The sequence below is a fragment of the Pseudomonas sp. RIT-562 genome (assembly GCF_026241895.1).
Classification (GTDB): Bacteria; Pseudomonadota; Gammaproteobacteria; order Pseudomonadales; family Pseudomonadaceae; genus Aquipseudomonas; species Aquipseudomonas mandelii_F.
This window is the reverse complement of record NZ_JAPJIV010000003.1, coordinates 34,632-46,989: the sequence shown is the minus strand read 5'-3', so window position 1 is coordinate 46,989 and position 12,358 is coordinate 34,632. Positions and strand designations below refer to the sequence as shown.

General features: G+C 61.0%; 13 protein-coding genes. 4 read left to right on the top strand and 9 right to left on the bottom strand.

What is annotated here, in order from left to right; translation table 11 throughout:
- Positions 1-24 precede the first annotated feature (24 nt).
- Entirely contained in the window at positions 25-495 is a 471-nt protein-coding gene (locus ORL50_RS05135; protein ID WP_266010710.1) for an A24 family peptidase, read from the top strand.
- 118 nt (positions 496-613) lie between these two features.
- Positions 614-1,363, top strand: a complete 750-nt coding sequence (locus tag ORL50_RS05130) for a response regulator transcription factor (protein WP_266010708.1) — start codon at positions 614-616, stop codon at positions 1,361-1,363.
- Between the two features lie 650 nt (positions 1,364-2,013).
- Here ORL50_RS05130 and ORL50_RS05125 read toward each other — a convergent pair.
- The 8 genes from ORL50_RS05125 to cpaB are packed head-to-tail and all read right to left on the bottom strand — an operon-like array spanning position 2,014 to position 9,446.
- Positions 2,014-2,274 (bottom strand): DUF3613 domain-containing protein, encoded by a 261-nt coding sequence (locus tag ORL50_RS05125; RefSeq protein WP_266010706.1) that lies wholly within the window; start codon positions 2,272-2,274, stop codon positions 2,014-2,016.
- Between the two features lie 11 nt (positions 2,275-2,285).
- Positions 2,286-2,993: a tetratricopeptide repeat protein gene (locus tag ORL50_RS05120; protein ID WP_266010704.1), complete on the bottom strand. Its 708-nt coding sequence runs from the start codon at positions 2,991-2,993 to the stop codon at positions 2,286-2,288.
- Positions 2,994-3,018: 25 nt separating this feature from the next.
- Positions 3,019-3,909 (bottom strand): type II secretion system F family protein, encoded by an 891-nt coding sequence (locus tag ORL50_RS05115; RefSeq protein ID WP_266010702.1) that lies wholly within the window; start codon positions 3,907-3,909, stop codon positions 3,019-3,021.
- 1 nt (position 3,910) lies between these two features.
- Complete coding sequence (locus tag ORL50_RS05110; protein ID WP_266010700.1) at positions 3,911-4,795, bottom strand: type II secretion system F family protein; 885 nt, start codon at positions 4,793-4,795, stop codon at positions 3,911-3,913.
- A gap of 13 nt (positions 4,796-4,808) precedes the next feature.
- Positions 4,809-6,083 carry a TadA family conjugal transfer-associated ATPase gene (locus ORL50_RS05105; protein WP_266010699.1) on the bottom strand — a complete coding sequence of 425 codons (1,275 nt, stop codon included), beginning with the start codon at positions 6,081-6,083 and terminating at the stop codon, positions 4,809-4,811.
- Positions 6,080-7,270, bottom strand: coding sequence for a CpaE/TadZ family protein (locus ORL50_RS05100; RefSeq protein ID WP_266010697.1), 1,191 nt, complete (start codon positions 7,268-7,270; stop codon positions 6,080-6,082). Before ORL50_RS05100 ends, ORL50_RS05105 begins: the two co-directional genes overlap by 4 nt.
- On the bottom strand, positions 7,267-8,466 hold the full coding sequence (locus tag ORL50_RS05095; RefSeq protein ID WP_416236007.1) for a type II and III secretion system protein family protein: 1,200 nt from the start codon (positions 8,464-8,466) through the stop codon (positions 7,267-7,269). The genes ORL50_RS05100 and ORL50_RS05095 overlap by 4 nt, the downstream gene beginning before the upstream one ends.
- A gap of 35 nt (positions 8,467-8,501) precedes the next feature.
- On the bottom strand, positions 8,502-9,446 hold the full coding sequence (gene cpaB / locus ORL50_RS05090) for a Flp pilus assembly protein CpaB (protein WP_266010693.1): 945 nt from the start codon (positions 9,444-9,446) through the stop codon (positions 8,502-8,504).
- A 332-nt stretch (positions 9,447-9,778) separates the two neighbouring features.
- Between cpaB and ORL50_RS05085 the strand changes: the two genes are divergently transcribed.
- On the top strand, positions 9,779-9,985 hold the full coding sequence (locus tag ORL50_RS05085) for a Flp family type IVb pilin (RefSeq protein ID WP_266010691.1): 207 nt from the start codon (positions 9,779-9,781) through the stop codon (positions 9,983-9,985).
- A 70-nt stretch (positions 9,986-10,055) separates the two neighbouring features.
- Entirely contained in the window at positions 10,056-10,469 is a 414-nt protein-coding gene (locus tag ORL50_RS05080; RefSeq protein ID WP_266010689.1) for a response regulator, read from the top strand.
- Between the two features lie 143 nt (positions 10,470-10,612).
- Here the strand turns inward: ORL50_RS05080 and ORL50_RS05075 are convergent, their stop codons facing one another.
- On the bottom strand, positions 10,613-12,283 hold the full coding sequence (locus ORL50_RS05075) for a ShlB/FhaC/HecB family hemolysin secretion/activation protein (protein WP_266010688.1): 1,671 nt from the start codon (positions 12,281-12,283) through the stop codon (positions 10,613-10,615).
- Positions 12,284-12,358: the final 75 nt, after the last annotated feature.

Genomic DNA, 12,358 nt, shown 5'->3' with positions numbered 1-12,358 from the left:
GCCAAAACGGACGGCTTTTACCTCATGCAGAGTTTTTTCCTGATCATCTGGTTGATGGTGTGCGCCGCCCAGGACGCTCGAGAACGACACATTGCCAACGTCCTGACCCTGGGCGTTGGCGTGTTGGCGCTGGCCTGGTTGCTGTGGACCGGCAACACCTGGTTGGGTGCCGAGGCCGTTCAGGGCGGGCAGGCCTTTTTGCTGGCGCTGGCTTTCACGCTCCCGGGGTACTGGATGGGTCGAATGGGCGCCGGTGATGTGAAATTAGTGACAGCTTTGGGCCTTGCGACGGACGGTATGCACGTTCTTGGGACGATCATCGGCGCGGGAATCGCGAGTATTTTGTGGTTACTGATTTCGCCAAAACTCTGGCTGTATATGCGTCAATCACTTAGAGAACGATTGCGCTACATGAGCCCACAAATGTCAAAAAAACAGCCATTTGCGCCCTTTGTGTTGGCAGGGGCTGCATTGACCATGGCCTGTCTCCGCTAATCGCTTGTCATATGTACAGAGTCGAGAAGTGCGTCTACTTTCAAGTCAGTCGTAGTTGTACAGCCTGTGGCTGTCGGTACAGGAATAGCCAGTGTTTGGCTTCGGCATGGAGTAGCACGTGAACAAGCTCACCTCGGCGGTAAAAGTCCTTGTAGTCGATGATCAGCCGTTGATCGTCGAAGAACTTAGCGAGTTTCTCGGGAGCAGTGGTTATCAGTGCGTTCCCTGTGAGTCCAGTCAGGAAGCGATCGATCGATTTACCGATGACGCCGATGTCGGGCTGGTGCTCTGTGACCTGCACATGCCCGGCATGGATGGCATTGAGCTGGTTCAGGAGTTGCAGCGCCTGTGCGGCAATCACCGGGTGTTCGAAGCGATCATGCTGACTGGCCGCGCGGACAAGCAGGATGTGATCAAGGCGCTCCGCGCGGGCTTTGCCGACTACTATCAGAAACCTATCGACCTGGATGAATTGCTGGACGGTTTGCGCCGCCAGGAAGCGGTGTTGCACGAGCGGCAAAAGAGTCTGCAGCTGGGGCACTTGAATCAGAAGCTGCAGTCTCTTTCCGAGTCCATCGATGATCTGTATCAGGACCTGGACAAGGTGCGGCGCAGCCCATCGCGGCGCGGTGCGTCCGAGTCTGGAGAAGATCCGTTCGGCGGTACTGAGCGGCTGGAAATTCCACCGGTCTTCAATCAACTCTCGCCTCGGCAACTGGATGTGGCGCGGTTGGTGGGCAAGGGGCAAACCAATTACCAGATCGCCTGCGAGTTGGGGATTACCGAAAACACGGTGAAGCTGTATGTGTCGCAGGTTTTGCGCTTGACCCACATGCACAATCGCACGCAGTTGGCGCTGGCGTTGTAGCCTAATAACTCGGGTTTGCGGCAGAGAGTCACGGCGCACTGATCACTCTACGGCAGAGGCTCAGGACGCACTGGGAGTTGGGGCTGCCGTTGCTCTTGTGGGAGCAAGGCTTGCCCCGCCGCAGTTCCAACGGTTGAGCTTGTTCAAACTGTAGGAGCTGCCGAGTGAAACGAGGCTGCGATCTTTTGATCTGGTCTTGGGTACATATCCATTTCTGCGGTAATGGCTTCTATTGGTTCCGCCCTTACGGCGTGTCACTTTCGAAAAGCGCGAAAGTAACCAAAGCGCTTTTGCCCCACCACTCGGCACCTCGCCTAGGCTCGGTGTGCCCGAACGCAGGCATTGCTCCGCGGGTCGCCGCGATGGGGCGTCCCTGCCCCAGCGCGGCTAAACCGGCATCCTTGCCGGTTTCCCCGCTGCGCAATGCCTGCGTTCGGCCAGCGTGGTTAATGGGCGTCCGCGATCAACAGCCTCGCCGTGGCGGCCTTCGGGCCGACCAAGGCATCAAGCCGGCGCGCTGCGCTTGTTTTGTCTACACGAGCCCTTGTAGGAGCCGGCTTGCCGGCGATGGCGGTGTGTCTGCGGCAAATGTGTCGACTGCAGATCTCAATCGCGGGCGAGCCTTGCTCCGACAGGTACAAGAATCGCCATCAATTCCCCTCCAAAGTCCCCCCAGTATCCTGCTCATAAAACTCCGGAATCGGATACTCGAAGCTTTTCAGGAACCGCGCCATGGCTCTTTCCCGTTCGGCGGCCGTGGCTGTTTGAGGGATGTTGGAAGCCGCCTGATTGCGGCTCTGCAACACCAGCCATCCTTCGGTTTCCTGCTGCTGCGGTGAAGAGGGGCCGGCGTCGAGGGCCAGGGCTGGGAGGCTCAGCAGGGGGAGGCAGCACAGGATGATCAGTTTCATGGTGTTCTCCTCTACTTCATCGAGTCAGTGACGAGCGCCACCTGGCCGCTGGTGGACGGCCGTGTGGCAGGGGCCTTGAGTGATTCGGCGCGAGCCTTGGCGTCGCCGAATTGTTCCGGGCTCAAGCCCGCGCGGCTGACGAGTTCGCCGGCCTGTTGCCAGTTGTCCTGATAGATCAGCAACGCCACCAAATTCACTGCTGCCAGTTGATCGCTCTGCTTGAGCTCGATCGCCGTCAGGAACTCGAAGCGTGCGTCGTCCAGGCGCAGCTGATTCATGTAGACCACGCCCAGGTCATTGCGGATTTTTTCGTCAGTCGGCGCGAGCCGTGCGGCTCGTTGCAGGTGTGCCTGGGCCTGGCCGTTGTCGCCCCGGCCAGCCGCGAGTTGACCAAGGCCGTGTTCGGCTTCGGCGGCGCGGCAACTGCCCAGCAGGCTGCGGTACAAGGGGTCGGCATCGCTGCGTCCGAGCAAGCGATAGACCCGGGCCTTGCGCAGGCGCACGTCCGCCAGATTGTCCGGCAGGCTCTGCAGGTTGGCGAGGCTGGCGTGCAGCTTGCCGTCCTTGGCCATGTCATCCGCCAGGTTCAGCGCCAGCTCCTGATCGGCACTGGGTTTGGCGCAACTGGCGGAGGAAGTCAGTGCGGACCAGGGGGCCTGGCCAGTGGTGGCGCATCCGCTCAGCATCAGCAGGCTCATAGCGGCAATCAGTGCTTTCATAAATGACCTCTTGAAGAGCCCGGAATCAGGACGAGAATGCCCGGGCAATCGCGGTAAAACCCGGGCCAGCCAGGACGATCAACAGCGCTGGAAACAGAAACACCATCATCACCACCGACATCTTCGCCGACATTTTCGAGATGTATTCCTGCAGGTTGGTCAGGCGACGATCGTCGAGCAGCTGCTTGAGCGCCAACAGCGACTTCATCGCACCGCCGCCTTGCTGGATCAGTTGCTGCAGGATCACGCAGGTGTCGGTGAATTCGTCGATCGCCAGCATGTTGGCGGCCTTGTTCAATTCCTGCCCCAGCTCCAGGCCGGAGTCGACCCGGGCCAGAATCAGGCTCAGCTCGCGGGTGGTCTGTGGCAACAGCCGCTGGGCCTCGACGCTCAACACGCGCAAGGACTGCTCAACGGCCATCCCCGATTCGAACAGGATGCGCAGCAAGGGAATCAGCGTGGAGATTTCCACGGCGATTTGTTTTTGCCGCCTCTTGGCCGCATATGCCAGCAGGCGCTTGGGCAGCAGGTAACCGACGGCCACGGCAAAAAATGGCGCGATCCAGTGGTTGCTCGCCTGCGGATAAAGCAGCGGTTGCAGCGCGATAACCAGGCCCAGCATCACCAGTGGAGTGCCGATTTGCAGCGCGGCAAACATCGAGCGCTGGCGGGCGCGGCGCCAGCCCACGCGGTTGAGCAGCAGCTGGGTTTCGGTGTCGAGGCTGACGCTGCGTTGCCCGACCTTGCTGTCGCCAACGGCGCGCAGCAAGGTGCCCAGGCGATTGTCCCGCACCATCTGGCCCTGCAGGCGCTGGCTGACCTGGCGTTCGCGGCGGTGCCGCTCCAGCAGGCTGGCGAGCATCAACAACACGGCCCCAAGCAGCAACAGCGAACTTACGATCATCGCGACGGCCATCTCATACGCTCCGCAACATGCGCCACAGCGCCAGGCAACCGGTGACCTGCAGGCACACAGCGATGATCAGCATCTGCCGCCCACCGTCGTCATTCCACATCCCCAGCATGTAGCCGGGATTGCTCAGCATGAAATAGCCCACCAGGATCAGCGGCAAAGAGCCCAGGACCCAGGCCGTCATGCGGGTTTCGCCAGTGAGTGCGCGCAGCTGGCGGCTACCTTGCTCGCGTTCGCGAATCAGTTTGATCAGGTTCTCCAGCAGCTCGCTGGCGTTGCCGCCATAACGGTGATTGACCTTCAGGCCCAGGGCGAACATGCGCAGCTCGTCCTGCTCGTACAGTTCGGCAAAGTCATTCACCGCGTCTGGAAGGTTCACACCCAATTGCACATTGCGCTGAACCCGGCCCATGGCAGTTTTTAATGGATCTTCGCTGACATCGATGGCGCCCATCACTGCATCTGCCAAGGTGCGCCCAGATTTCAGACTGCGTACCGTGTGGTCCAGCAGCTGCGGCAACTGCTCGACGATCCGGCGGACCTGGCGGTGGTAGCGCCAGGACACATACACCCGCAGCGCCAGCGGCGGCACCACCAGCATCAACACCAAGCCAACCCAGTTCGCGAGCGCCAAACCCAGCAGCATCGCCACCGCCCACAGCGCCAGCCAGATTCCCAGGCGGTCAGTGGGGCGTCCCAGGCCCGCACGCAGAAATGCCCGCTCCAGGGCGGACCACTGAGTTTTTTCCGGCACCAGTTCCGGTTGCCCCTGGGCCAAGCGTTGCAGTACCCGTTCGCTGCCGGATTTGCGTACGCCCTGGTAGAACAGGCGCACGGAAAAGCCCAGTAGCAACAGACAAATCAGGCACAGCAAAAGGGGGCCGATCATGTGTGCCTCGCGGTCAATGTTGGGCGCTGAGCGAGTCGCGGCGCAGCTTGTCGCCGGCGGGGTTGACCGCCTCGCGCAGAAAGCCGAAACCGCTACGTCGATCAAGCCGGAACAAGGTGTTGGTGACGTACACGTCTTCGCGGATACCAACGACTTCCACCACTTCGCTGACGCAGCGGCGGCCGTCGGGCATGCGCGTCAACTGGATCACCACGTCCAGCGCCGCGCAGATCATCTGCCGCAGGGTGCGCTCGGCTATGCTGCGGCCGGTCAAGCCCACCAGGGTCTCCAGGCGCAGCAACGCATCCTGCGCATTGTTGGCGTGCACGGTGCTCATCGAGCCATCGTGACCGGTGTTCATCGCGGTGAGCACGTCGACCACTTCGACTCCGCGAATTTCGCCGAGGATGATCCGGTCGGGGCGCATCCGCAGGGCGTTGCGGATCAAGTCGCTGGCCTTCACCTCGCCGTGGCCCTCGGCATTTGGCGGGCGGGTTTCCAGGCGCACCACGTGCGGATGGCCGAGTTGCAGTTCGGCAACGTCTTCGATGGTCACCAGGCGCTCGTGAGGATTGATCAGCTGGCTGAGGATATTCAGCAGGGTGGTCTTGCCGGTGCCGGTGCCGCCGCTGATCAGGATGTTGCAGCGCTTGCCGACAGCCTCCTGGATGAAATCGAAGATCGCCTGGTCGATGGTTTGCATCGCCATCAGGTCCGAGCTCTTGAGCATGTCCTTGCGAAATTTACGGATCGACAGGCACGGGCCGTCGAGGGCAATTGGCGGGATGATGGCATTGACCCGGCTGCCATCGGGCAGGCGCGCATCGACCATCGGCGAGGACTCGTCGAGCCGTCGCCCGAGTGGCGCAAGAATGCGTTGCATCACCCGTTCGACATGGTGTGCATCAATGAAGCGCAAGTCGCTCTGATGCAGCACGCCGTCGCGTTCGATAAATACCCGGTGTGGGCCGTTGACCAGAATTTCGGTCACCGCCGGGTCGCGCAGCAGCACTTCGAGGGGACCGAAGCCTGTCAGCTCATCGACTATTTCTTCGGCCAGGCGCTCCATTTCATAACGCGAGATCGCCAAATGGAGGCGGGCAATGTACTCGGCGATTTTGTCGATGACGAACTGCGACAGCACCTGCCGGGTACCCTCCAGCAGGTTTTTTCCGGACTCTTCGATGGCGTCGATGATGTAGCGGTGCAGCACCAGTTTCAGGCCTTCATGGTCGGTATTGCCGACCGTGCTGCGAGTCGGCGCGCCGAAAAGTTTTTCACTGTTCATTGCGTACCCCGCAATCGCTCGAACCATCCGGCCTTGGGTTTGACGATACCTTCGGACCGTTTGGCCAGGCGCTCGCCAAGCGTGCGCAAGCCTTGGGTCAAGGTTTCCCGCGGGGCCAGTTCGAACAGCGAGACGCCCTGGTTCTTGGCGTTGAGACGTACCTGCGGGCTGTTGGCGAGGGTGGCGATGACCTCCATGCCGAAGCTCTTGCCCAAGGTATCGGCGTCGGGTGCGACGTCGCGCAGGTAGCGGTCGACCAACAGCCGGGAATGCTCGAGCTTCATGCCTTTTTCGCGCCAGAAATTCAGGATCGCGAGGTTGCGCCGGCAGTCCAGCACGTTCTGATCGGTGTACCACAGCAACTTGTCACAGTGGCTGACGAACGTCCGCAGCGCCTCGCTATCCTGCTGCCCCGTCAGGTTCACTACGATGTGCTGGAAATGATGACGCAGTGCGCTGAGCAACATGTACAGCTCCGCCGCACTGGTGTGTTCCAGGGGTTCATCGGTACTGGCATAGGCGAGGATGCGCAAGCCGGCTTCGCAGCGGCTGAAGGCGCTGTCGATCAACGTCGAGTCCAGGCGACGCAAGTGGCGCAGGGCATCGCCGAAGTGAAACGAACTCTCCAAACCGAGCAACGCCAGGCTGTCACCGCGGGGCAAGCCGAGGTCCAGCAACAGGGTTTGTTGCCCGCTCTTTTGCACCACTTGCGCCAGGTGGGTCGACAGCAACGCGCCATCGGCGTTGCCCTGCACGCTATACAGCACAGTCAGGCCACCCAGATGAGTGCTGGGGGTCACCGGTGGCAGGCGCTTGCTCAAGCGCCGGACCAGGCCTGCGACTTCACTGGAACGCGAGCCATACGCGACGAAATCCCGGGCACCGGCGCGCATCGCGTTGAGCACCAGTTGATTGTCCATGCCGTCGCCCAGCGCGACGATCGCGAGCATTGGCTTGGCTTCCAGGGCGCCTTCGATCAGCGCGCTCTGGGCCACCACGTGGTCTCGATCGAGGCCGATGAACACCAGGCTGGCGAACGTCACGTCCACCAGCGCCAGCAGTTCGTCGAGGCTGCCGCCACCGGCGCTGACCACCTGGCCCAAGGGCGCGAGCGCGCCCTGCAGCCACTCCAGGTCGGTGTTGTTGCGCGTGATGGCGAGGAAGGTCTGACTCAGGCTCTGGCTCATTGCGATAACCCGCTGCGTTTATCGAAGTTGCCGTTTTCGAGGAAGTACATGCGGTAGAAATTCGGATCGTAGTTGCGCAACTTTTCCCCTGGCAGTGATGGCAATTGCGCATTCGCCGCCAGTGGCTGGACCAGGTGCGGCGTGACGATCATCAACAGTTCACGTTCTTCGCGATTGATGTTCTGGTCGCGGAAAAACGCCCCGAGGATCGGGATGTCACCCAGCCCCGGAAACTTGTTCACCTGAGAGCTGTTGCGGGTACTGATCAGGCCGCTGATGACAAAACTTTCGCCATCGGCCAGGGAGATGCTGGTGTCGGTGCGGCGTACCGTCAGTGCCGGGACGACGGTGCCGGCGATGTTGACGCCGTTGCTGTAGTCCAGCTCGCTGACTTCCGGCGCGACTTTCAGGGCAATGCGGTTGCTGCCGACGATGGTCGGGGTCAGCGTCAGGCGGATGCCAAACTCCTTGTACTCGATCGACACGTTGTCACTGCCGGAGCTGGGCACCGGGATGGGGATTTCGCCACCGGCCAGGAAACTCGCACTCTGCCCGCTCAGCGCCACCAGGCTGGGACGTGCCAGGGTGTAGGCGAACCCGCTGCCTTCCAGGGCATTGATCATCACCATGGTCTTGCCGCCGATCCAGGAAAAATTGAACTGATCGTTATTCACTGGCAGCCGCGGCTGAACCACGCCATCGATGGTCGGCAAGGTGCGCGGCGCACCAAACAGGAAGTTGCCGCGGGTACCGAAAATCGAGGTCGAGGCCTCCTTGAGTTTGGTTCGGCTGACTTCAACGAACCGGATGTCGGTCTGCACCTGGGATGGCAGCAACGCTTCTTCGGAAGGCAGCGCGACGGCGGTCAGCGCGGCCGTCGCCTTGCCCTGGACGAACACCATGGTCTGGCGCGGCGTGGTCGAGCAGGCGGTCCAGACCATCAGGCTGGTCGCACCGGGTGCGACGCCCGTGAGCAGGAAACCGCTGGCGCCAGTGGTGCGCACGTCGGCAATCTTTGGGTCACCAACGGCCAGGCGGGTGATCGCAACCGGTGATTGCAGCTCCTGCTGCAATCCTTCGCCCACCTCCAGCACGCTGGGCAACGGACTCAGAGCCGTGCAATTGCTGGAGGCGGCAAGGCTGGAGTCAGCCGTCGCCAACATCAGGCAAGCGAACAGCGGACAAAGTATCGGCATGGAACGACTGGGCATAGAACTGCATCCTTGCTCGATCAGGGAGTTTGTTGAGTAACCTGGTTACCACGAATGACTTCCACGGCAGGCCGTGCGACGGCGGTGCGCGCAGGGCTGCTGACGGGTATTTTCGGCGCGCCGCCGAGGGCCAGCTGCGTGAACTGGAACAGGCCGCTGTTGGCCGCATCGAGATTCCCAGGGGTGTCGCTTTCCCCAGCCCAGTAACGGGCCAGGCGCTGCTCTTCGGCGCTGCGCACCGCCAGGCGCAAAGTGCCCACCTGGGTCGCCAGCATCAGGCGGCTGAGCAACGGTTCCGGCACGGCCAGCAGCACGGTGCGGGCAGCGATGCGGCGCTGGTCCTGCTTGAGCTTTTCTTCGGCGTTGAGGGGCGCAGTGGCAGGCTTGCCGTCGTTGGTCAGGCCGAGCTGGTCGCCGACTCCCAGCACGCGCATGGCCGGGATGACGATCTGTGCCGACTGTTGCGGGTTGCTCTCGTCCTGGCGCAGGTACAGCAGCACATCGACATAGTCGCCCGGCGCCAGCTGCCCTGCGGCGCCGATCACTTCATCGACTGCAACCGCAAGTGCACGCTCGTCACTGCGAATCATGCGCGCCAGGGCGCCACCGGTTTCGAAGCTGTCTTCACTCAACCAGGTGCCGGCAGTGAGTGTGCGCCACGGCGTGCGGCCGACCGCCTGGTCGATGCTGCCCAGACTGCCGGCTGGCGCGCTGCGCAGCTTTTCCACGGCGAGGTCGGCGGCGGTCAATGGCGTGAATGGCGCCACATCGTGCACCACCACGACCACCGATTGGCGGGTCTGGTCTTCGGCGGTGGCGACGGTTTTTTCAATGGCGGCAACCGCGACAGGTGCCTCGACAGGTTCGGCGGCGGGTGCACGGCTGAGCATCAATCCCCAGTAGCCGGCGGCGACCGCTGCGACTAACAACAACCCTGCAAGGCCCATGGTGACGCGACTGTTCATGACGGCTCTCCCTTTCCTGCTGCAAGACTTGGCCCATATCCAGACGGGGTAAATTCGTGCTTAGGCAGCTATGAACATTCAACGATTTCGCTATTTGACGGTAGCGCAGGTAAAGCGAAATGCCATTAACCAGAATGAAAATATCTGTCAGAAGTTTGAAAAGTGGCCGAAAAGCCGGGGTTTAATTTCGGTGATTTACAAAGGATTAATACTTTGTGATTAATCCGTTTTTACACTTGCTGGGGGTGGGTTTGTTGACAATGCTCTGATGGCACGGAGCAACTATGTCTCGGTCCGTGATACCGGTGCCCAGGGGCCCAAGGAGTTGTCAGATGTTTCTTAAACTGTATGTGAAAGTTCGCGTGTTTTTTGAAAGTACTGAAGGGGCTTCGGGTATCGAGTACGCGATTGTCGCGGCGATGGTGGCGGTGATGATTGTTGGGTTCATGACACCTATCGGAGATCGAGTCTTTGACATATTTACCAATCTCAACAAAGAGATTGGCGGCGTGACCGTTAAAAAACCGGGTACAACATAAGATTAATCGGGCGTATTTTTAATCGTCGACTAATGTGGTTAAACCTGGGTTTTCGGTAGCGGAACGCCACATGACAGTACCTTCACTCCCACGCCAGCAGTTGCTCTTGGTCGACGACGAAGAAGACGCGCTGCTGGAACTTGCCGAACTGCTGGAGGGCGAGGGCTTTAGTTGCTTCACGGCAACTTCGGTCAAACTCGCCCTGCACCATCTCACGCGCCATCCCGACATCGCCCTGGTGATCACCGATCTGCGCATGCCGGAGGAAAGCGGCATGTCGCTGATCAAGCGATTGCGCGAACACACCTCGCGTCAGCATCTACCGGTGATCGTCACGTCCGGGCACGCAGACATGGAGGACGTCAGCGACATGCTGCGCCTGCAGGTGCTCGACCTGTTTCGCAAGCCCATCTACCACGTACGACTGCTGGAAACACTGAACAACCTGTTCCCGCAGCCCCTGCCCCACGTGACCTCCCGCTGACCCCGGATTCAGTCCACGTACACCCCAATCCCCGTAGGAGCCTGGCTTGCCAGCGATGGCGTCCGCAAGATCGCCATCGCCGGCAAGCCGGGCTCCTACGGATTTGCGTAGCTCCGCCATCCGGCGTGAACCCCGACAATGGCTCACAGCTGGTAACTGAAGCTGATGCTGTACCGCGGCTTGCGGTTGAAGGTGTCCAGCGCTTGCTCCGACATCGGCTTGGCGGCCTCCAGGGCAATGTTGTAGTACTTGGCATCGCCAAACCTTAACCCGATCGCGCCCGAAGACAGGTTGTTGCCCTGCACCGGCAGCTGGTTGAACCAGGTCTTCGAGCGATCGAACACCACATAAGGCTGGAGGATTTTTACCCAGCTCCAGTCGCGATTGAAGCTGTAGTTGACCTCGTACGCCACGCCCCAGCCCTTGTCGCCGGAGGCTTGATCGTCGGGGTAGCCGCGGCCGAAATTCTGCCCGCCGAATACCGCTCGCTCGCTGTCGGGCAGGGTGTCGTCGCTCCAGTACAACGCCGCCGAAAGGACTCCCTGCCAGTTGTCGAAGAACCGGTCGCTCTGCACTCCGGACAAACGCAGGCGAAAGAAGTCGAGGTCGAGATCGCTGTTATTGGTGTCGGCCCCCATGCCGTCAATTCCTTGATAGACCCCGCCGCTAAGGATGCGCAACTGTTTGGCATCGGCTTTGCGCCAGTCGCCTTCGAACGCGAGGGCACGCACGTCGCTGTTGATGTCGACGCTCACCGGAAAGCCGACAACCTTGTAGCGGGTCTTGTCATTGACCGCGTACAGCCGTGAGCTGACGCTGAGCTGTTCGTTAGGAGAGGCAATGAGCGGATGACTAAGGCCGATCGAGTAACGGTCATTTTCACGGTGCGGCTTGAGCTCCAGACCATTGTCGGTCAGCACGTTGGTGCCCGGATCGGCGCGATAGCGTGAGGCGGAAAGGGCCAGCTGCGTGCCCTCCGCATCGACAAACTGGTTGTAGTCCAGACGGTAGTAATGCTCGTGATCTTCGCCCGGCGGAAACAGCCCGCTGAGGCTCAGTTGCTCGCCCATGGACGTCTGGGAATTGCTGCTCAGACCGAGCAAGGCCTGGGTGCCGTTGCGACTGTTTTCCGTGGCGCTCAGGGTGCTGGTAAAAGGTTTTCGGCTGGCCTGGGCGACCAGATAGGCGGCGCCGTCGGTGGTGCCCGGTGGCGGCACCTGTGCCTGCAAGGTGACGCCGGGGATTCGGCTCATCAGCGTGGTGTAGCGCTCGAAGGTCTTGCGTGTCAGCGGGCGTTCGGCCTGCAGCTTGGCCACCAGTTTGTCGGGCAGGCCCTGGACTCGTCCGATGTCGCCCTGCAGCTGGTAATCCTTGATATAGCCTTCGACCAGCACGACCCGCGCCACTCCATCGTCGAACCGCTGTTGCGGCAGGAAGGCATAGGACAGCAGGTAGCCATCCTGCTGGTAGCGTCGGGTGATGCTGCGGGTTGCCTCGATCAGATCGGCCAGGCTGGTTTCGTGGCCGATCAGGGGTTGGTACAGCGTGGCCAGTTCGCTCAGCGGGTAGACGGTTCCGCCTTCGATCTGCACGGTTCGCAACTTGATGCGGGTGTTCATCATCAAGGGCTGCGCCTGGGTGGCGCCGGGTTCCGGCACCGAGAGTGGCGCAGTGCTGGGGCGGTAGGCGTCGGCGGGCAAATTCGGCGCAGGCAGGTTGCGGGTGGTTTCGTTGCTGTTGAGAAAGCTGGGGAGGGTGTCGGCGAGGGCGGCGGTACTGACGGTCAGAGCAAGCAAGGATGCCAAGAGGCGCATAGGACACTCCATGTTCAAATTACTACTTCGCCTGGATCATCATGTTCCAAAGAAAAAGCGGAAGACTCTTTCGAA